At 71.4% G+C, this 19,959-nt stretch carries 21 protein-coding genes and 1 other RNA gene; 13 read left to right on the top strand and 9 right to left on the bottom strand.

Features of this window, described 5'->3' with window-relative positions; genetic code table 11:
• Nucleotides 1–88: 88 nt before the first annotated feature.
• From ON36_RS20380 to ON36_RS20390, 3 genes are all read left to right on the top strand, one after another.
• Nucleotides 89–634 carry a thioredoxin family protein gene (locus ON36_RS20380; RefSeq protein WP_043655979.1) on the top strand — a complete coding sequence of 182 codons (546 nt, stop codon included), beginning with the start codon at nt 89–91 and terminating at the stop codon, nt 632–634.
• Nucleotides 635–656: 22 nt separating this feature from the next.
• Complete coding sequence (locus ON36_RS20385; protein ID WP_043655981.1) at nt 657–1,154, top strand: GNAT family N-acetyltransferase; 498 nt, start codon at nt 657–659, stop codon at nt 1,152–1,154.
• 85 nt (nt 1,155–1,239) lie between these two features.
• On the top strand, nt 1,240–2,403 hold the full coding sequence (locus ON36_RS20390) for a serine hydrolase domain-containing protein (protein ID WP_052314175.1): 1,164 nt from the start codon (nt 1,240–1,242) through the stop codon (nt 2,401–2,403).
• A gap of 69 nt (nt 2,404–2,472) precedes the next feature.
• Here ON36_RS20390 and ssrA read toward each other — a convergent pair.
• Nucleotides 2,473–2,843, bottom strand: a transfer-messenger RNA (tmRNA) gene (gene ssrA, locus ON36_RS33690).
• Nucleotides 2,844–3,012: 169 nt separating this feature from the next.
• On the opposite strand from ssrA, the gene ON36_RS20395 reads away from it, so the two are divergent.
• A complete protein-coding gene (locus ON36_RS20395; RefSeq protein WP_083885268.1) occupies nt 3,013–4,314 on the top strand; it encodes an ABC transporter substrate-binding protein in 1,302 nt (433 codons plus the stop codon).
• Between the two features lie 24 nt (nt 4,315–4,338).
• Here the strand turns inward: ON36_RS20395 and ON36_RS20400 are convergent, their stop codons facing one another.
• The 6 genes from ON36_RS20400 to ON36_RS20425 form a co-directional block, all read right to left on the bottom strand.
• On the bottom strand, nt 4,339–5,202 hold the full coding sequence (locus ON36_RS20400; RefSeq protein WP_174377593.1) for an EamA family transporter: 864 nt from the start codon (nt 5,200–5,202) through the stop codon (nt 4,339–4,341).
• Nucleotides 5,199–5,672, bottom strand: coding sequence for an SsrA-binding protein SmpB (gene smpB, locus ON36_RS20405; RefSeq protein WP_043655987.1), 474 nt, complete (start codon nt 5,670–5,672; stop codon nt 5,199–5,201). Before smpB ends, ON36_RS20400 begins: the two co-directional genes overlap by 4 nt.
• A gap of 52 nt (nt 5,673–5,724) precedes the next feature.
• Nucleotides 5,725–5,946, bottom strand: coding sequence for a WLR motif membrane protein (locus ON36_RS20410; protein WP_043655990.1), 222 nt, complete (start codon nt 5,944–5,946; stop codon nt 5,725–5,727).
• Nucleotides 5,947–6,030: 84 nt separating this feature from the next.
• Nucleotides 6,031–7,815 carry a DNA helicase RecQ gene (gene recQ, locus ON36_RS20415; RefSeq protein WP_373281815.1) on the bottom strand — a complete coding sequence of 595 codons (1,785 nt, stop codon included), beginning with the start codon at nt 7,813–7,815 and terminating at the stop codon, nt 6,031–6,033.
• A 379-nt stretch (nt 7,816–8,194) separates the two neighbouring features.
• Complete coding sequence (hisN, locus tag ON36_RS20420) at nt 8,195–8,977, bottom strand: histidinol-phosphatase (RefSeq protein ID WP_043656046.1); 783 nt, start codon at nt 8,975–8,977, stop codon at nt 8,195–8,197.
• A gap of 68 nt (nt 8,978–9,045) precedes the next feature.
• Complete coding sequence (locus ON36_RS20425) at nt 9,046–9,633, bottom strand: NADPH-dependent FMN reductase (RefSeq protein WP_043655996.1); 588 nt, start codon at nt 9,631–9,633, stop codon at nt 9,046–9,048.
• 145 nt (nt 9,634–9,778) lie between these two features.
• On the opposite strand from ON36_RS20425, the gene ON36_RS20430 reads away from it, so the two are divergent.
• The 6 genes from ON36_RS20430 (at nt 9,779) to ftsX (ending at nt 14,534) form a co-directional block, all read left to right on the top strand.
• On the top strand, nt 9,779–10,636 hold the full coding sequence (locus ON36_RS20430; RefSeq protein WP_043655999.1) for a helix-turn-helix domain-containing protein: 858 nt from the start codon (nt 9,779–9,781) through the stop codon (nt 10,634–10,636).
• A 43-nt stretch (nt 10,637–10,679) separates the two neighbouring features.
• Nucleotides 10,680–11,798, top strand: coding sequence for a peptide chain release factor 2 (gene prfB, locus ON36_RS20435; RefSeq protein WP_043656002.1), 1,119 nt, complete (start codon nt 10,680–10,682; stop codon nt 11,796–11,798).
• A 50-nt stretch (nt 11,799–11,848) separates the two neighbouring features.
• Nucleotides 11,849–12,706 (top strand): mechanosensitive ion channel family protein, encoded by an 858-nt coding sequence (locus ON36_RS20440; protein WP_052314177.1) that lies wholly within the window; start codon nt 11,849–11,851, stop codon nt 12,704–12,706.
• Nucleotides 12,693–12,887, top strand: coding sequence for an Rv3103c transmembrane domain-containing protein (locus tag ON36_RS34940; RefSeq protein ID WP_157224959.1), 195 nt, complete (start codon nt 12,693–12,695; stop codon nt 12,885–12,887). Before ON36_RS20440 ends, ON36_RS34940 begins: the two co-directional genes overlap by 14 nt.
• Nucleotides 12,888–12,951: 64 nt before the next feature.
• Complete coding sequence (ftsE, locus tag ON36_RS20445) at nt 12,952–13,632, top strand: cell division ATP-binding protein FtsE (protein WP_373281816.1); 681 nt, start codon at nt 12,952–12,954, stop codon at nt 13,630–13,632.
• A complete protein-coding gene (gene ftsX, locus ON36_RS20450) occupies nt 13,632–14,534 on the top strand; it encodes a permease-like cell division protein FtsX (protein ID WP_043656006.1) in 903 nt (300 codons plus the stop codon). Before ftsE ends, ftsX begins: the two co-directional genes overlap by 1 nt.
• Before the next feature lie 36 nt (nt 14,535–14,570).
• On the opposite strand, the gene ON36_RS20455 is transcribed toward ftsX, so the two are convergent.
• The gene (locus ON36_RS20455; RefSeq protein ID WP_043656009.1) at nt 14,571–14,933 is read right to left on the bottom strand and encodes a MerR family transcriptional regulator; all 363 of its coding nucleotides are present in this window, start codon (nt 14,931–14,933) and stop codon (nt 14,571–14,573) included.
• A 60-nt stretch (nt 14,934–14,993) separates the two neighbouring features.
• Between ON36_RS20455 and ON36_RS20460 the strand changes: the two genes are divergently transcribed.
• Nucleotides 14,994–15,755: an alpha/beta fold hydrolase gene (locus tag ON36_RS20460; protein ID WP_043656012.1), complete on the top strand. Its 762-nt coding sequence runs from the start codon at nt 14,994–14,996 to the stop codon at nt 15,753–15,755.
• Nucleotide 15,756: 1 nt separating this feature from the next.
• On the opposite strand, the gene ON36_RS20465 is transcribed toward ON36_RS20460, so the two are convergent.
• Nucleotides 15,757–17,178 (bottom strand): glycosyltransferase family 39 protein, encoded by a 1,422-nt coding sequence (locus ON36_RS20465; protein ID WP_052314178.1) that lies wholly within the window; start codon nt 17,176–17,178, stop codon nt 15,757–15,759.
• Between the two features lie 128 nt (nt 17,179–17,306).
• Between ON36_RS20465 and ON36_RS20470 the strand changes: the two genes are divergently transcribed.
• Both ON36_RS20470 and ON36_RS20475 read left to right on the top strand, forming a co-directional pair.
• Nucleotides 17,307–18,701 carry an acyl-CoA dehydrogenase family protein gene (locus tag ON36_RS20470; RefSeq protein WP_083885269.1) on the top strand — a complete coding sequence of 465 codons (1,395 nt, stop codon included), beginning with the start codon at nt 17,307–17,309 and terminating at the stop codon, nt 18,699–18,701.
• Between the two features lie 36 nt (nt 18,702–18,737).
• The gene (locus tag ON36_RS20475; RefSeq protein ID WP_043656023.1) at nt 18,738–19,955 is read left to right on the top strand and encodes an acyl-CoA dehydrogenase family protein; all 1,218 of its coding nucleotides are present in this window, start codon (nt 18,738–18,740) and stop codon (nt 19,953–19,955) included.
• The last annotated feature ends 4 nt before the right edge of the window (nt 19,956–19,959 follow it).

A 19,959-nucleotide genomic window follows, 5' to 3' on the forward strand; every position in this document is an offset into this window, starting at 1 on the left:
ACGCGCCGGAGGAAGCCGCGATCGCGCCCCGCGACGGCGGGCCCGCTCCCAGAATGGGATTCCGGTCCCCGGCAGAAAGCGACGCACCATGGCCCTGGAATCCCTCATGGTCCCCCTCGGCACCGCCGCCCCCGACTTCGCGCTCCCCGACCTCGACGGCGTCGTGCACACGCGCGCCGGCTTCCGCGACGGCCCCGGCCTGCTGGTCTTCTTCTCGTGCAACCACTGCCCCTACGTCCGCCACCTCGAATCCGCGCTCGGCTCCGTGCTTTCCGAGCTCCCGATCCCCGCGGTCGCGATCTGCACCAACGACGCCGAGGGCTACCCCGACGACGCGCCCGACCGGCTGCGCGCCCAGGCCGAACGCGCGGGCTGGCGCTTCCCCTACCTGCTCGACACCACCCAGCGGACCGGCCGCGACTTCGGCGCCGTCTGCACCCCGGACTTCTTCCTCTACGACGCCGATCTGCGTCTGGCCTACCGCGGCGCCTTCGACGAATCCACCCCGCGCAACGGCGTTCCCGTGACCGGCGATCTCCTGCGCTCGGCCGTCGACCTGGTCCTGCGGGGCCGCCCGGTACCGGAGCCGCACCGGCCGAGCATGGGGTGCTCGATCAAATGGCGGGAGGACTGACGCGGCAATTACCGTGGGGGCCATGACGATCAGACCCGGCACCCGCGACGACGCGGAATCGGTGGCCGCCCTGCACACCGCCAGCTGGCGACTCGCCTACGCCGGGCTGCTGCCCGCGGACTTCCTGGCCGGGCCGGTCGCCGAGGACCATCGCGCGATGTGGCGGGAGCGACTGAGCGATCCCCCGGCGGGCGCGGCGCTGTTCGTGGCCGAGGGCGGGGACGGGCTCGGCGGGTTCGTCTACCTGCGACCCAGCGGCGACCGGATCCTGCTCGACAACCTGCACGTCCGGCCGGACGGGAAGCGCCGGGGTCTGGGCAGCGCCCTGTTCGCCCACGCCCTCGACTGGTCGCGGGCCACCGCGCCGGGCCGCGACCTGTATCTCGAGGTGCTGACCGGCAACACCGGGGCGATCGCGTTCTACGAGCGGCTCGGCGGCCTGCGCACCCGGGAGGGCGTCGCGGTGTTCCCGCAGGGCTTCGAGGTGCCCGAATACGAGTACGTCTGGGCCGCGGACTAGCGCGGACGCTGTCCCGGGCGGTCGCGGGGGCGTAGATTCACAGGGGCTTGCGCGGGCTGTCCTCCTCCCCGAAGGGATCGCCGTCATGAGCGTCTCGCCCCGGCATCGTCGCGCCGCCGCCTTGGCCGCCGTCCTCGCGCTGACGCTCGGCGCCTGCGGCACCGACCAGGACGGTCCGCCCGCCGCGCCGTCGGTCTCGCGCGCGGACACCGCGGAGGCGGACCGGCTCGCCGACGTCGTGCGGCAGCGGCTGACCGCCGACGGCCTCACCTCGGTCGTGTACGGCGTGTGGCGCGGCGACGAGCGGATCGCGCTCGGCGCGGTCGGGGAATCGCCGATCGGCCTGCCCGCCGCGGCCGACATGCGGTTGCGTGTCGGGCAGCCGATGGAACCGATGCTCTCGACCGTGCTCTGGAAACTCGACGCCGCGGGCACCCTCGACCTGGACGCGCCGATCGCGCGCTGGCTGCCCACCTTCCCGCGCGCCGACCGCATCACCCCGCGCATGCTGGCCGACAGCACCTCCGGCATCGCCGACTACGTCACCGAACCCGAATTCCTGCGCCGCTTCGGCGCGGACCCGTTCCACACGTGGACCGCCGCCGAACTCCTCGACCGCGCCACCGCGCGTCCGCCGCTGTTCGAGCCCGGCACCGATTTCGCCTACGCGCACAGCGATCTCGTCGTCCTCGGCGAGGTGCTGCAGCAGGCCAGCGGGCGCAGCCTGGGCGAACTGATCGCCGAACACGTCCTGCGTCCGCTGGGCATGGACCGCACCGCCGTGGTGCTCGACGCCCAGCTGCTGCCGCCGATCCTGCACGCCTACACCACCGAACGCGGCGTCTTCGAGAACTCGACCTTCTGGAACCCCACCGCGTTCCTGCACAGCGGCAACATGAACTCCACCGTCGCCGACGTGGGCCGCTGGGTCGGGGCGCTGGGCACCGGCGAACTGCTCTCCCCCGAACAGCACCGGCAGATGATGGGCCCCTCCACCGCCGGGCTCGGGCCGTTCACCCCCGAGAAGTACTTCGCGTTCGGCGTCGTCCACCTCGGCGACTGGCTGTACATGAACCCGTCCTACGGCGGCTACGACGGGGTCGCCTACTACGACACGAGGACCCGGACCACGATCGTCGCCTACGCGATCTCCGGGCCGGCCACCGACGCGAATCAGAACAGCGCGCTGCCCGTCGGCGCCGCCCTCGGCACCGCGCTCGACCCGAACCGCCCGCCGCCGACGCTGTGACGCCGGGCGCGGGGCGCGTCGCCGGGAACGAGAAAGGCCCCCCACCTGCGTGTCAGGTGGGGGGTCTCGAAGTGGAGCTGCCGGGAATCGAACCCGGGTCCTCCGCCGTGTCTCCAGGGCTTCTCCGTGTGCAGTTCGCTGTGCCTCTACTCGGACCTCCGGGTCTCACGAACAAGCCCGGATGACGATCCCAGTCGCTGTTGGATGTCCCGCCCGAACCCGCGACCGGATCGGACGGTGATTCCCTCTAGCTGATGCCAGTACCCGGGCCGAGGGACGAGCCCGGACTGACAGAGACGCCTGCTACTTAGGCAGCGAGGGCGTACTCGCGCTGATGAGAATCGGCGCTTAATTGGTTGCAGCGACGCTTACGGTGGTCTCTTGCCTGCACCGACACGCTTCCCCTGGATCAACGTACGCAGTCGAAACCGTTCAGCCCCGTACGTACCCGCACCGTGCGGGCTGTTCATGTTAACACCACGAGGGGGCCGGTTTCTTCCCCTTTACCCGCGAACGGAGGGCAACCCAGGTCACACGCCGGGTACGCTTCCCGTTCGGCCGCACCGGACTCGTCATCTCACCGGGCGGCGTGGCAAGGAGCAAACTTTCATGGCATCATCCGATCGCCGCGTCCTGCGGCGACTGGCGGCGTTACCCGCTGTGGCCTGCCTGGTTCTGGCCGGCGCGAGCTGTTCGGCGGACACCGCGGCGCCCGCGCCGGGCATCACCAGCGCGCCCTGTCCGCAGTCCCCGCACACCGATCGGGGGTGCCTCTACCTGGGGGTGCTCTCCGATCTCGAGGGCGGGCCGTTCACCGCGCTCGGCGTCTCGATGAACGAGGGACAGCGCGCGTTCTGGGACGAGGTCAACAAGGCGGGCGGCATCGGCGGCTACGACATCGACCTGGCCACCTACACCCGCAACACCGCCTACGACCCGCGCACCCACCGCACGGCGTACCAGGAGATCTCCCCGCACGTGCTGGCGCTGGCCATGAGCTTCGGGACGGCGCAGACGCTGGCGATGCTCAACGACATGGACGCCGACGACATGGTGGCCACCGCGGCGACGCAGTGGTCGGGCTGGGGATTCCGCAGCGCCGACCGGAATCTGGTGCTCAGCGGCGGCTACTCCTACTGCGTCGAGGCCATCAACGCGCTCGACTGGTTCACCCAGGACCACTACCACCCGCAGCGCATCGCGGTGGTCGGCTACCGAGGCACCTTCGGCGAGGACTTCGCCGCGGGCGCCATGCGCTGGGCCGTGGCGAACGAGGCGGCCATCGCCGACACCATCGAGACCGGGCCCAACAACGAGGTCGGCAACCAGGACAGCACGGTCGCCCAGGTGCTGGCGGCCCAGCCCGACCTCGTCACCCTCGCGACCGGCCCGGCCGAAACCGCCGAGATCGTGGGCAAACTGGTGAAGTCCGGCTACACCGGCCGGTTCCTCGGATCGCTGATCACCTGGAACCCGGCCCTGCTGAAGTCCCCCGCGGCGCCCGCGCTGACCGCGCTGTACAACTTCACCAGCCCGATCGACAGCTGGGACGGCAACAGTATCGGCGCGCAGCGCGCCCGCCGAGCCCTCGGCCACGAACCGAACAATCTCGGCTACAACCTCGGCTGGGCGATCAGCTACCCGATGCGGGCGCTGCTGACCAAGGCGGCGGCCACCGGCGAACTCACCCGCACCGGCCTTCGCCGCACCATGGAGAACCTGCTGCCCGACAGCGAGGGCATCGCACCGGTCCAGCGCATCGGGGCGTCGGCGCCGGACCCGTCGATCGACTGGTCGGTGGTCTACACCCCCGACGAGCAGGCGCCGGTGGGCGCGCGGGTCGTCCGCTCGACCTACCGCGGCCCGACCCTGGGGAAGACGACGCTGACCGAGCCCTGCAAGCCGATCTGATCCGCGTCAGGCGCCGAGCCGCGCTCAGCCGAGCGCGATCGAGGCGACGGCGACCAGCGCCAGCGCCATGCCGAGCTGCTGGGTGCGGCTGACCCGCTCACCCAGCAGCACCATGGCCAGCAGCACGGTCGCGGCCGGGTAGAGCGACCCGATCACGCTGACCACCGACAGCATGCCGTGGTGGAAGGCGTAGAGCATGGCCACGTTCGCCACCGTGTCGAGCACGCCGACGGCCAGCGCCAGCCGCAACGGCTCCCCGCGCAGGCCGCCGAACTGCCGGGCGCCGAGGGCGACCGCCCACACCAGCGCCGCCGAGGCGAACCGCTGGGCCAGCACCGGCCACAGCCCGGAGTCGGGCGCGGTGCGGTGCAGAAACAGGAAGGCGAACCCGAACGCGGCCCCGGACCCCACGGTCAGCAGCGCGACCCGGCGGGTGAACCGCAGCTCGCGGCCGCCGATGATCTCCTCGGTGGTCTCGTCGGGCGCCTCCCGGCTGACCAGGACCACCGCCACCAGCGCGACCGCGATCCCGGCGAGCGCGAGCGGGCCCGGCCGCTCGCCGAGCAGCAGCCCGGCGAGCACCGGGATCCCGGCCACCAGGATCGCGGTGACCGGGGACACCACCGACATCGGGCCGTCGGCCAACGCGGCGTAGAACCACCACACGGCAAGCCCGCCACCGATACCGGCCGCCAGGCCCCACAGGATCGACGCGGGGTCCGGGCGGCCGCCGACCAGCGGCACCGCCAGCGCCACCAGCGCGGTGGAGAACGGATAGGACACCACGACGACGCGCAGCGCGGTCACCCGCCGCGCGGCGATACCACCGAAGAAGTCGCTGACCCCGTAGCCCGCTGCCGCCACGAGGGCGAGCAGAACCGGGATCACCGCATGCCTTTGACCCGCCGTCCCAGCTCGCGCGTGACCTCACGCTCGGCGGTGCGACGCGCCAGATCCTGGCGCTTGTCGTAGTCCTGCTTACCGCGCGCCAGGGCCAGCTCGACCTTGACCTTGCCGTCGGAGAAGTACATCGACAGCGGGACCAGCGTCTGGTTGCCCTCGCGGGACTTGCCGACCAGCCGCTCGATCTCGCGCTTGTGCAGCAGCAGCTTGCGTACCCGGCGCGGCGAGTGGTTGGTCCAGGTGCCGTGGCTGAACTCGGGGATGTGCAGGCCGCGCAGCCACACCTCGCCGTTGTCCACGGTCGCGAAGGCGTCCACCAGCGAGGCCTTGCCCTCGCGCAGGCTCTTGACCTCGGTACCGACCAGCGCGATCCCCGCCTCGTAGACGTCGAGGATCGTGTAGTTGTGCCGCGCCCGGCGGTTGGTCGCGATGACCTTGCGCCCCTTTTCCCTCATAACGACCCACTCTAAGCGAGCCCGCCAGCGGATTATTCCCGGCGGTCCGCGCTCAGCCGGGGTTCAGCAGCAGGTAGCCGGTCAGGGCCGCGGCGAACAGCAGGATCAGGATCACCGTGGACAGGCGGACGCCGTGGCCGATCGCGGGGTCGCGCACGCCGAACCACGCCGAGTCGACCGTGGGATCGACCCGGTGATGCAGGGGCGGTGGGCCGTCGGCGCCGCCGCCCTCCGCCTGCCCGCTGATCTCCACGGAGTCGTCACCGTCGGCCATGACCCCGACGGTAGCCCGCCGGGGTCACGGCCGCAGCACCAATTCGGTCGCGATGTGTTGGCGCACAAGGCAGCCCGGCCCGGGTCACCCGGCCAGCGCGGCCAGCACCCCGTCGCCGTAGCGGGCGAGCTTGTTCTCCCCGACGCCCGCCACCGTGCCCAGCTCGGCGAGGGTGGCCGGCTTGCGGGCGGCGATCTCGCGCAGGGTGGCGTCGTGGAACACCACGTAGGCGGGCACGCCCTGTTCCTTGGCGGTGGCCGCGCGCCAGGCCCGCAAGCGCTCGAACAGCGGCTGATCGGCGGCGGGCAGGTCGGCGGCGGGCTTGGCCGAGCGGGCGGAACGGGCGGGCCGCGCCGCGCGTTCGGGTTCGCGGCGCAGGGCGACGGTGCGTCCCTCGAACAGCACCTCGTTGCCCGCGTCGGTGAGCCCGAGCACGCCGTACTCGCCCTGGACGGCGAGCATGCCGCCCGCCAGCAGCTGGCGGATCACGCCGCGCCACTCGGTGTCGCGCAGGTCGGTGCCGATGCCGAACACGGTGAGCTCGTCGTGGCGGTGCTGGGCGATCTTGGGATTCTGCTTGCCGAGCAGGATGTCGATCAGGTGCCCGGCGCCGAAGGACTGGCCGCGCTCGCGCTTGAGCCGCAGCACGGTCGACAGCAGCTTCTGCGCGGGCACCGTGCCGTCCCACGTCTCGGGCGGGTTCAGGCAGACGTCGCAGTTGCCGCACGGCGGGGCCTGCTCGCCGAAGTAGTTGAGCAGCTGGGCCCGACGGCAGGTGACCGTCTCGCACAGGGCGAGCATGGCGTCCAGATGCAGTTGCAGCTGACGACGGTGGGCCGCGTCGCCCTCGCCCGCCTCGATCATCTTGCGCTGCTGCACCACATCGGCAAGGCCGTAGACCATCCACGCGGTCGAGGGCTGACCGTCGCGGCCCGCGCGGCCGGTCTCCTGGTAGTAGCCCTCCACCGACTTGGGCAGGTCGAGGTGGGCGACGAAACGCACGTCGGGCTTGTCGATGCCCATGCCGAAGGCGATGGTGGCCACCACGATCAGGCCGTCCTCCCGCAGGAACCGGGACTGGTTCTCGGCGCGGGTGCGGTTGTCCAGGCCGGCGTGATAGGGCACCGCGCGCACGCCGTTCTCGTTCAGGAAGGCGGCGGTCTTCTCCACCGAGTTGCGGGACAGGCAGTAGACGATGCCCGTGTCGCCCGCGTGCTCGGCGCGGATGAAGTCGAGCAGCTGGCGGTCGGGCCGGTTCTTCGGCTCGATCCGGTACTGGATGTTGGGGCGGTCGAAGCTGGAGACGAATCGCTTCGCCTCCCCGAGGTCGAGCCGCTGCACGATCTCGTCGCGGGTCTTCTCGGTGGCGGTCGCGGTGAGGGCGATGCGCGGGACGCCGGGCCAGCGTTCGTGCAGCAGCGACAGGCCGAGGTAGTCGGGCCGGAAGTCGTGGCCCCACTGCGACACACAGTGCGCCTCGTCGATGGCGAACAGCGCGACGGTGCCCCGGTCGAGCAGCTGACGGGTGGCGTCGAGGCGCAGCCGTTCGGGCGCGAGGTAGAGCAGGTCGAGGTCGCCCGCCACGAACTGCGCCTCCACCGTGCGCCGCTCGTCGGGCGACTGCGTGGAGTTGAGGAAGCCGGCGCGCACGCCCAGCGCGCTCAGCGCGTCGACCTGGTCCTGCATGAGCGCGATCAGCGGCGACACGACCACGCCGACGCCAGGGCGGACCAGCGCGGGCACCTGGTAGCACAGGGACTTGCCGCCGCCGGTCGGCATGAGGACCAGCGCGTCACCGCCGCCGACGACCTGGTCGACGATGGCGGCCTGGTCCCCGCGGAAGCTGTCGTAGCCGAAGACCCGGTGCAGCACCTCCTGCGGCGTCTCGGGGCGCGCGGGCGCGGCCGGGCGGGCCGGCGGGAGGTCGTCGAAGTGCACGTCCTCGTAGCCGGCGTGGTCCGCCTCGGCCGGGTAGGCGTCGTCCGGATACGCCTCGTCGGGGTAGGGCTCGTCCGGAAAGTCCGGATAGGCCGGAAAGTCCGGGGAGTCCGGGTAGTCGTCGAACGCGGGGCCTGCGTTGGTCACCGGGCCATCCTACGAGCGGCGCCGGTCGGGCAGCGGGCGGAGCGAGCCGCCGACCGGGGCGCCTGCCGGTGTTGTCCACCTGTGGACAACCGGGCCCGGCGCCGCGTCCGCCCGGTCGGCCGACCATCCCGGCGCAGGTCGGCGGCGTGCGCGGCGGCGGCGCTCAGCCGAGACGGGACAGGACCGGCGCGTGCAGCGCGCCGTTGGTGGCGACCGCGTCACCGCCGTGCGGGCCGGGCCGCCCGTCCAGGGAGGTGAACGTCCCGCCCGCCTCGCGGACCAGGATGTCGAGCGCGGCCAGGTCCCACAGCGACACCTCCGGCTCGGCCGCGATGTCGACCGCGCCCTCGGCCACCAGGCAGTAGCTGAAGAAGTCGCCGTAGCCGCGCACCCGCCACACGGCGTCGGTGAGGTCGATGAACGCCTCGCGCAGCCCGCGGTCCCGCCAGCCCGACAGGCTGGAGAAGGCGAGGCTGGCCGAGGCGAGGTCGCCCACCGCGGAGACACCGAGGGGCTTCGGCGCACCCGGGTGGGCCTGCGCCCAGGCGCCGGAGCCCGCCGCCGCCCACCAGCGCCTGCCCAGCGCGGGCGCGCTCACCACGCCGACCACCGGAACCCCGTCGACCAGCAGCGCGATCAGCGAGGCCCACACCGGCACCCCGCGCACGAAGTTCTTGGTGCCGTCGATCGGGTCGATCACCCACTGCCGACCGGCGAACTCGGCGTCGCCGCCGAACTCCTCGCCGAGCACCGCGTCGCCCGGTCGCTCCCGCTCGAGCAGCCTGCGCACTTCCCGCTCCACCGCCAGGTCGGCGTCCGAGACCGGGGTCAGGTCCGGCTTCGCGTCGACCTTCAGGTCGAGCGCGCCGAAACGATCCCTGGTGATCGCGTCGGCCGCGTCGGCCAGGCTCAGGGCGAGTTCGAGATCAGCGGAGTAGGCAGCCACGCCGGGCACTGTATACCCGCGGGGCGCGGCGTTCGCGGTCGCGGGTTCGCGTGCCTTGCGGGGGCGGGTCAGGCCGCGAACGCCTTCGCCCGCGCCGCGACCAGCGCCGTCGCCCACCAGTGCAACTGGTCGAGCAGCGCGGCCGCCGCCTCGGCGAAGGTCTCCGGTTCCCGCAGCCCGCCCTGCTCGTCGAAGAGCAGGTAGTAGCGCGGGAAGGAGACGTAGTTGCGCACGGTGTGGGCGTTGAGTTCGCCGAACACCTGCCGCAGGTGCTCGATGGCCAGCACGCCGCCGGTGGCGCCGCTGTAGCCGACGAAGCCGATCGCCTTGGCGTCCCACTGGGTGTAGTGCCAGTCGATGACCGATTTCAGCGAGGCCGGGACGCTGCGGTTGTAGTCGGGGGTGACCACCACGAACGCGTCGGCTGCGGCCAGCCGCTCGCTCAGACCGGCCATCCCGGCGGGCCGTTCGGGATCCGGATCGAGGGCGGGCGGCACCGCGGGCAGCGCGGTGGGCACGTCGTAGTCGGCCAGGTCGACGACGTCGACGGTGAAGCGGTCGTCGACCTGCTCCGCGAACCACCGCGCGACGACGGGCCCGAACCGGCCCTCGCGCACGCTGCCGACGATGATCGCGAGCTTCAGCGGTGTGGACACCTTGTTCTCCTCTGTCCGTGTGGCACCCGGCCCGATCGGCCGGTGCTCCGAATCTGCCGCGCCCGGCGGCGGCGAGGGAGACCAGGCGGAGAGTGGTAGTGGCAGGGCCACTCTCCGCGCCCGGCCGGGCAGTAGCGTCGAGGGGGTGAGCGACAACGAACTCGGTCTGTTCCTGCGCACCCGGCGGGAGTCGGTCTCCCCCGCCGAGGTCGGTCTGCCCACGGGACCACGGCGCCGCACCCCGGGCCTGCGCCGGTCCGAGGTCGCGATGCTGGCCGGGGTCAGCGTCGAATACCTGGTCCGGCTGGAGCAGGGCCGGGACAAGCATCCGTCGGCGCCGGTGCTGTCCGCGCTGGCCGACACCCTGCGGCTGAGCCCGCGCGAGCGGGTGCACCTGCACCGGCTGACCAAGGGCACCGCGGGCTACAGCTGCGGGATGGCCGAGCAGGGACCCAACCGGCACGTCCGCGCGACCGTGCACGCGCTGCTCGCCCAGCTCGAACCGGCGCCCGCGGCGGTGACCAACCGGTTCACCGAGGTGCTGGCCTGCACCGAGGGCTACCGGCGGCTCTACGAGCCGAGCGGCCTGTTCGACCAGGGGGAGCCCGCCAATCTCGCGCGGTTCGTCTTCACCCATCCCGGCGCGCGCGAGGTCTATCCCGACTGGGACGCCGCCGCGGACACGCTGGTCGCCTCGCTCAAGCAGGGCCCGTTCCGGGACGACCCGGCGGTGGCGGCGCTGGTCGACGAGCTCACCGTCACGGCGGGGCCGCCCTTCACCGAGCGGCTCGCCCGCCTGCCGGGGCTGCCGCCCTCGGGCGGGATCACCCGGCTCACCCATCCCGAGGCCGGTGACCTGCGGCTGGCGTACGAGACCCTCGACCTGTCCATCGACGACGACCAGTCGCTGTCCGTCCTGCTGCCCGCCGACGAGGCCAGCGCGGGGTCGCTGGACCGCCTCGTCGGGCGCCGCCCCGGCGGCCTGCGCGCCGTCGCGAGCTGAGCGTGTTTCGCCTTGTCGGCGGCGACCGGTAACCTGAGGAATCGTGCATCCTGACGTTTCCGCAGACCTCGCCGAACTCGACACCACGCTGAAGACGGTCGAGTCGGTCCTCGACATCGAGGAGTTGCGCCGCCGCATCGACGAGCTGGAGCACCAGGCCGCCGACCCGGAGCTGTGGAACAACCAGGAACACGCCCAGCAGGTGACCAGCGAGCTGTCGCACGCCCAGAGCGAGCTGCGCCGCGTGGAGGAGCTGCGCCAGCGCCTCGAAGACCTGCCCGTGCTCTACGAGCTCGCCGAGGCCGAGGAGGGCGCGGCGGCCGAGGAGGCGAAGACCGACGCCGACAACGAGCGCGCCGCCCTGCGCGCCGACATCGAGGCCGTCGAGGTGCGCACCCTGCTCTCGGGTGAATACGACAAGCGCGAGGCGCTGGTCAACATCCGCTCCGGCGCCGGTGGCGTCGACGCCGCCGACTGGGCGCAGATGCTGATGCGCATGTACGTGCGCTGGGCCGAGCGGCACAAGTACCCGGTGGAGATCTACGACACCTCCTACGCCGAGGAGGCGGGCATCAAGAGCGCCACCTTCGCCGTCAAGCACCCCTACGCCTACGGCACCCTCTCGGTGGAGATGGGCACGCACCGCCTGGTGCGGATCAGCCCGTTCGACAACCAGGGCCGCCGCCAGACCTCCTTCGCCGAGGTCGAGGTGCTGCCCGTGGTCGAGACCACCGACCACATCGACATCCCCGAGGGCGACGTCCGCGTCGACGTCTACCGTTCCTCGGGCCCGGGCGGCCAGTCGGTCAACACCACCGACTCGGCGGTGCGCCTGACCCACATCCCCACCGGCATCGTGGTGACCTGCCAGAACGAGAAGTCCCAGCTGCAGAACAAGATCTCGGCCATGCGCGTGCTGCAGGCCAAGCTGCTCGAGCGCAAGCGTCAGGAGGAGCGCGCCCAGATGGACGCGCTCAAGACCAACGAGGGCGCGTCCTGGGGCAACCAGATGCGCTCTTATGTGCTGCACCCGTACCAGATGGTCAAGGACCTGCGCACCGCCTACGAGGTGAACAACCCCACAGCGGTGCTCGACGGTGACATCGACGGCTTCATCGAATCCGGAATCCGTTGGCGCATGCGGGAACAGGCGGATGCGTAGCGACGTGCGCGTTTGACCGGCCACCGTGACCCGACTGTAATATTTTCCGTGTGACCGACGTTCTCGCGCTCCAGTCCGGCGGACAGATCACCACGTGGCTGCGCTCCAGTGGCCTCGAGATCGCTCTGCTCGTCATGGGGGCGATGCTGTTCGGTCGGTTCGCCGCCTACCTGCGCGACCGGGTCACCAGCAAGATCGACTCCGGCTTCCAGTCCAGTGACGCGCTGGTCCGCACGGAGGCGGCCAAGCACCGGCACGCGCTGGCCCAGGTGATCACCTGGGTCGTGCTGACCATCGTCTACGTGCTCGTCGGCATGGAGGTGTTGCAGCGCTTCGGATTCCAGGTGACCGGCCTGGTCGCCCCGGCCGCGGTGCTCGGCGCAGCGCTCGGTTTCGGTGCCCAGCGCATCGTCCAGGACATCCTGGCCGGCTTCTTCCTCATCACCGAACGCCAGTACGGCTTCGGTGACGTGGTGCGGATCTCGGTGACCGGCTCCGCCGAGCTGGCCGAGGGCACCGTGGAGGACGTGACGCTGCGCATCACCACGCTGCGCAACTCCGACGGCGAGGTCATCACGGTGCCCAACGGGCAGATCGTCAAGGTGACCAACCTGTCCAAGGACTGGGCGCGCGCCGCGATCGACGTGCCGGTCGCGGCCACCGCCGACATCAACCGGATCAACGAGGTCCTGCACGAAGTCTGCACCCGGGCCTACCGCGACCCCAAGCTCGAGCCGCTGCTGCTCGACGAGCCGTCGGTGATGGGCATCGAGGACCTCGACCTCGACAAGATGAACATCCGCCTGGTTGCCCGCACGTTGCCGGGCAAGCAGTTCGAGGTGGGGCGGGAGCTGCGCGTGCGTGTCGCGGCCGCCCTGCGCAGGGAAGGTATCAGTGAAACTTCGTAAGTCCACCACGACGCGACGCACCACGGCGACCCGGCTCCGCAAGTCCACCGCGGTGCTGATGGCGGCCTGGGTCGGCACCTTCGTGGTCTACGTCTTCGTCAAACCCGCCGACTCCCCCGACGTCCCGACGGCGATCCTCAATGCCGTCCCGACCTGGAACAACCCGGATTCGACGCCCTGACCGGCGGGTGCGCGCCGAACGGGATCGGGGTGCCGGGTGACTACACTGGCTCCCCGTGATCAGCATGCGCAACGTCACCAAGTCGTACAAGACGTCGACGAGACCGGCGCTGGACAACGTCTCCGTCGAGGTCGGCAAGGGTGAATTCGTCTTCATCATCGGCCCGTCGGGGTCGGGCAAGTCGACCTTCATGCGGCTGTTGCTGAAGGAGGAGACCCCGACGGCGGGCGAGATCCGGGTCTCGGACTTCCGGGTCGACCGGCTGCCGGGACGGCGGGTGCCCAAGCTGCGCCAGCGCATCGGTTGCGTGTTCCAGGACTTCCGGCTGTTGCAGCAGAAGACCGTGGAACAGAACGTCGCGTTCGCGCTCGAGGTGATCGGCAAGCGCCGCCAGTTCATCGAGCGCACGGTGCCCGAGGTCCTGGAGATGGTCGGTCTGGAGGGCAAGGGCAATCGGCTACCGACCGAGCTCTCCGGTGGTGAGCAGCAGCGGGTGGCGATCGCGCGGGCGTTCGTCAACCGGCCGCTGGTGCTGCTGGCCGACGAGCCGACCGGCAACCTCGACCCCGACACCAGCGCCGACATCATGGCGCTGCTGGAGCGGATCAACCGCACCGGCACCACGGTGCTGATGGCCACCCACGACAACCACATCGTCGACGCGATGCGGCGGCGGGTGGTGGAACTCGACCAGGGCAGACTCGTGCGCGACGAGGCCACCGGCGTGTACGGGGTGGGCCGGTAATGCGACTCAGCTTCCTGTTCACCGAGGTCGTCGACGGCCTGCGCCGCAATGTCACGATGACCATCGCGATGATCCTGACCACCGCCGTGTCGCTGATGATGCTCGGCGGCGGCCTGCTGTCGGTGCGCATGGCCGACAAGACCGAGAACTTCTTCATCGACCGCCTCGAGGTGCGCTTCTACCTCGACGACGCGGTCTCCGACTCCGATCCGGACTGCGCGGCCGAGCCGTGCGCCGGGCTGCTGGCGGACATGAAGAAGACGCCGGGCGTGGAGAGCGTGCAGTTCCTCAACCGGGCCGACGCGCTGGCGGAGGCGAAGAAGCTCTTCGCCGATCAGCCCGAGATGGCCCAGTACATCAACGACAGCCCGCTGCCCGCCTCGCTGCGGGTGAAGATGGCCGACGCGAACCAGTACCAGCACATCTACGACACCTTCGCCACGAGGCAGGGCGTGCGGATCGTGGCCAACGACAAGGAGTTCGTCGACCGGCTGGTCAGCCTGTTCGACGGCCTGCGCAACGCCGCCTTCGGCCTGGCGGTGGTGATGGCGGTCGCGGCCATGCTGCTGATCCTGAACATGGTGCAGATCGCGGCGTTCACCCGCCGCACGGAGGTCGGCATCATGCGCCTGGTCGGCGCGACCCGCTGGTACACCCAGCTGCCGTTCCTCCTCGAGGCCGTGGTCGCGGCGGCGGTCGGCTCGCTGCTGGCGGTCCTCGGCCTGATCATCGCCCGCCCGCTGGTGATCGACCGGGCGCTCGGCCCGCTGTTCGACAGCAATGTGTTCCCGCGGATCACAGGCGACGACATCGCCGTGGTCGCCCTGACCATCGCGCCGATCGGCGTCGTGTTCGCCGGGGTCACCGCCTATCTGACGCTGCGGTACTACGTGCGGGAGTGACTCCCCGGGGCGTCACGGGTGACCTGCCCGCGCGGATCAGGCGCGCGCGGTCGCTCCGAGACTCGCGCGCAGCTGGGCGGCGAGCCGGGTCCGCCGGTCCGCCAGGTCGGCGATCCGGCGATCCAGTTCGGCCCGCCGCTCGGCCATGATCCGCACCGACATCTCGCAGGCCTGCACCGGACCGTCGGGTTCGGTGCAGGGCAGCAGCGCGGCGATGTCGTCGGTGGTCAGGCCCGCGGCGAGCAGTTCGCGGATCTTCGCCACCGTCGCGGGGGCGGTCTCCGGATAGGCGCGGTAGCCGTTGACGTCCCGGCCCGGGCGCAGCAGCCCCTGTTCCTCGTAGTAGCGCAGCAGCCGCGTGCTGACACCGCTGCGGTGCGCGAGTTCGCCGATCAGCATGTGACCGCCCGCACGCCGGCCTTGACCTTCACACCCATGTGAATCCCTAACCTCCGGGCCATGACAACGATTCCTCTGCGGACCACCGTCCACGGCTCCGGCCCCGGCATCGTCCTCGCGCACGGCGCGGGCGGCACCATCGAGACCAACTTCGGTGTCGTCCTGGCCGACCTCGCGGCAGCCCACACCGTCGTCGCGCCCGACTATCCCGGCGACGACACCCCGCTCGACCTCGACGCGCTCGCCGACGCGCTGGTGGCGGCCGCGGTCGCTGTCGGCGTACCGACGTTCACGATCGTCGGGTTCTCCCTGGGCACCGCGGTCGCCGTCCGGGCAGCCGCCCGGCATCCGGAGCGGGTCACCGGCCTGGTGCTCACCGCCGGGTTCGCCGTCGCCGACAACCGGGCCAGGCTCGCCGTGCGGGCCTGGCGGGATCTCCTGGATCGGGCGGCGCTGGAGAGTTTCGCCCGGCTCACCCTGCTGACCGGCTTCGCCGCCGAGTTCGTCGACGCGCTGCCCGCCGCCGCCGTCGAGGAACTGGTCGCGCGGACCGCGGCGGCGGTCCCCGGCGGGACGCGGCAGCAGGCCGCGCTGGTCGCGACGATCGACACCAGCGCCGATCTGGCGGGGATCGCGGTGCCCACGCTGGTCGTCGCCACCACCGCGGACCTGCTCGTCGCGCCTGCCGGTTCCCGGGCGCTCGCCGCGGGGATCCCGGGCGCGGAGTACACCGAGATCGACGCGGGCCACGTGGTCATGGCCGAACGGCCCGACGCCTGGCGCGAGGCGCTTCTGGATTTCCTCGCCCGGCACCGGCTCTGATTCAGCCGAGGGTGCGCAGCCGCGGCCACACCTGTGACCACGGCCGGACCGGATCGCGGCAGACGAACAGCGGCGCGCCCTGCTCGTCGTTGTCGATGCCGAGCCCGTTGTCGAGCGTGCCTGCCGGTTCGAGGACGCCGCACAGCCCGGTCAGCCGGTCGCGGCCGATGCCGACGGTCAGCACGGTGGTCGCGCTGTCGGGCGGCGGCCCCCACCACCAGTAGGCGTTGTGGCCCGAATACGGCACCGGCAGGCCGTGTTCGGCGCCGTACCGTTCGATGGCCCCGGCCTCGCCGTAGTTGGCGGTGAGCACGGGCGCGCCGGGCGGGCGGGCCGCCGCCACCTGCGCGACGAGGCGGGGCCAGCCGATGGTCTCGCCCGTGTCGTAGTTCACCGCGAGCACCGGGGAGTCGCGCAGGGCGGCGGCAGGCAGGATCGGCAGGAACAGCACCGCGGCGCCCGCCGCGTTGACCACCAGTACCGAAACCGCTGCCGCCCAGCGTGTCCGGCTCTCCCCGAGCCACCGCGCGATCGGCACGGCCGCGGCGGCCAGCAGCACCGGATACATCCCACCCAGGTAGTACGCCTTGCCGCCCGCGACGAGGAACAAGGCGAACAACAGCGGATACGCGAGCGCGAACGCCCGGAACTCCGGCCGCCGCCACAGCCACCACAGCCCGAGCAGCCACACCGGCAGCAGCAGCGGTCCCACCAGACCGGCTTGGAGGACGACGAATCCGGCGCGGTCGTCGGAGGTGCCGGAGGACCCGCCCGCGATCGCCGAGCCGACCTCCCATTGCGGAAACCCGTGCCGCGCCTGCCACCACAGGTACGGTGTCCAGATCAGTACCGCCACACCGACGCCCGCGCCGAACCACCGGGTGCGCAGCACCCGCCGCGGCCCGCACAGCAGCAGCGTCACCACCAGCACCGCGACCGGCACCGCGAGCAGCAGCTTGTTCTGCAATCCCAGTCCGGTCACCACGCCCACCGCGAGCCACCAGCGCGGGTCCGCGCCCCGGACCAGGCGCACCACCAGCAGGCAGATCAGCGTCCACGCCGCGAGGTCGAAGACGGTCGTGCCGAGCAGGTGCCCGGCCGCGAGCAGCAGCGCCGCCCCCGCGCACGCGGCGGCGGCCAGCGCCTCGGCCACCCGCCCGCCGCCGAACTCCCGCGCGAGCAGCCCGGCGCACACGACGACCGCCGTCGCGGCCAGGATCGCCGCGGCCCGCAGCAGGAGTAACGAATCGGCGTCGATCGCCGCCGCGGCTCGCGCGAGGAACGGCACCAGCGGAGGTTGGTCGGGGTAGCCGAGGTCGAGGCGGCGGCCCGCGGCGAGGAAGTACAGCTCGTCGCGGTGCGGGCCGTAGCGCGACGCGGTCGCGACCAGCACCGCGGCGAAGACGAGCGCGACCACGGGCACCCGCTCAGCGTGACACGGAATGTCCGATCATGCTGCCGATCGACACACTTCTTACTCTGAAGTAAGATAGACTTACTCCCGAGTAAGATAGCTGGGGCACACCCTGCCCCACCATCCGAGGAAACCAGGTGATGATGAGCACTCGAGACAGCGCACCGACGCGTCGTCCGGAAACGTCCGCCGTCGGCTTCAGCCAGCCCAAACGGGACTGGATGGGCGCCGCGATGCGCGCACTGACCACGATTACCGGGTCGGAGCTGGCCGAGAAGTACAACATCCGCAAGCCGATCGAGCGCGTCACCTACGAGGGCACCAAGACCGGCTTCCGCACCCTCGGCGCCGCCACCCGCACCTTCGCCAAGGTCACCGGCGGCGACAAGCCCAAGCGCCTGGCCGACAACGAGTCCAAGACCAAGGACTACTTCGACCTGACCCCGTCCGACGAGCAGCAGATGATCGTCGAGACCGTCAAGGAATTCGCCGCCGAGATCCTGCGCCCGGCCGCCTACGACGCCGACCACGACGCCGCCGCGCCCAAGGACCTGCTCGAGCGCGCCGCCGAACTCGGCATCACCCTGATCAACGTCCCCGAGGAGCTCGAGGGCGCCGCCTCCGAGCGCGGCGCGGTCACCAACGCGCTGGTCGCCGAGGCCCTCGCCCACGGCGACATGGGCCTGGCGCTGCCGATCCTGGCGCCCTCCGGCGTGGCCGTCGCGCTGTCCCAGTGGGGCACCGACGCCCAGCAGAAGACCTACCTGCCCGCCTTCACCGGCGAGAACGTGCCGCAGGCCTCGGTGGTCATCGCCGAGCCGCGCGCCCTGTTCGACCCGTTCGCGCTGCAGACCAAGGCCACCCGCTCCCCCTCGGGGTACCGCCTCAACGGCGTGAAGTCGCTGGTCCCCGCCGCCGCCGACGCCGAGCTGTTCATCGTCGCGGCCGAGCTGGACGGGCGCCCCGCGCTGTTCATCGTCGAGTCCGACACCGCGGGCCTCGTGGTCGAGGCCGACCCCAGCATGGGCCTGCGCGCCGCCGGCCTCGGTCGCCTGCTGCTGGACAACGTCGCCGTCGGCGCCGACGCGCTGCTGGGCGACGGTGACACCGCCACCCGCGTGCAGGAGTACACCGACGCCGTGCAGCTGGCCCGCCTCGGCTGGTCCTCGCTGGCCATCGGCACCGGCCAGGCCGTGCTCGACTACGTGATCCCCTACGTGAACGAGCGCGAGGCCTTCGGCGAGCCCATCTCCCACCGCCAGGCGGTGGCGTTCATGGTCGCCAACATCGCCATCGAGCTCGACGGCCTGCGCCTGGTCACCCTGCGCGGCGCCTCGCGCGCGGAGCAGGGCCTGTCCTTCGGCCGCGAGGCCGCGCTCGCGCGCAAGCTGGCCACCGACAAGGGCATGCAGATCGGCCTGGACGGCGTGCAGCTGCTCGGCGGCCACGGCTTCACCAAGGAACACCCGGTCGAGCGCTGGTACCGCGACCTCCGCGCCATCGGCGTCGCCGAAGGCGTTGTGCTGATCTAGGTTTCGGCCCCACTTCCTCCCAGGAGACCTCCTCTCATGATCAATCTCGAACTCCCCAAGAAGCTGCGGGCCAGCGCCAACCAGGCCCACCAGGTCGCCGCGCAGATCTTCCGTCCCATCTCGCGCAAGTACGACCTCGCCGAACACGAGTACCCGGTCGAGCTCGACACCATGGCCGCCATGGTCGAGGGCCTCGCCGACTCCGGCACCCAGAAGATCGGCGGCGCCGCGGGCGGCCGCAACGACGAGGCGGGCGACGTCGAGTTCGTCTCGAACGCCAACGGCGGCAACATGTCCGCGCTGCTCAACGCGCTGGAGACCTCGTGGGGCGACGTCGGCCTGATGCTGACCATCCCCTACCAGGGCCTCGGCAACGCCGCCATCGCCGCCGTCGCGACCGACGAGCAGCTGGCCCGCTTCGGCAAGGTGTGGGCCTCGATGGCCATCACCGAGCCGTCGTTCGGCTCCGACTCCGCCGCCGTCACCACCACGGCCGTCCTCGACGGCGACGAGTGGGTCCTCAACGGCGAGAAGATCTTCGTCACCGCGGGCGAGCGCTCCACCCACATCGTGGTGTGGGCGACCGTCGACAAGAGCCTCGGCCGCGCGGCGATCAAGTCCTTCGTCGTGCCCCGTGACGCCCCCGGCCTGTCGGTGGCCCGCCTCGAGCACAAGCTCGGCATCAAGGCCTCCGACACCGCCGTCCTGCTGCTGCAGGACTGCCGCATCCCGGCCGACAACATCCTCGGCTCGCCGGAAGTCAACGTGGAGAAGGGTTTCGCGGGGGTCATGCAGACCTTCGACAACACCCGTCCCCTCGTCGCCGCCATGGCGATCGGCGTCACCCGCGCCGCCCTCGAGGAGCTGCGCGCCATCCTGACCGACGCGGGCGTGGAGATCTCCTACGACACCCCGGCGATGAACCAGCACGCCGCGGCCGCCGAGTTCCTGCGCATGGAGGCCGATTACGAGTCGGCCTACCTGCTGGCGCTGCGGGCCGCGTGGATGGCCGACAACAAGAAGCCGAACTCGCTCGAGGCGTCGATGTCCAAGGCCAAGGCGGGCCGGACCGGCACCGACGTGACGCTCAAGGCCGTCGAGCTGGCCGGTTCCCTCGGCTACTCCCAGCGCCTGCTGCTCGAGAAGTGGGGCCGCGACTCGAAGATCCTCGACATCTTCGAGGGCACCCAGCAGATCCAGCAGCTCATCGTGGCGCGCCGGGTCCTCGGCAAGACCTCGGCCGAGCTCAAGTGAGCCG

The organism is Nocardia thailandica NBRC 100428, from assembly GCF_000308795.1.
Classification (GTDB): Bacteria; Actinomycetota; Actinomycetes; order Mycobacteriales; family Mycobacteriaceae; genus Nocardia; species Nocardia thailandica.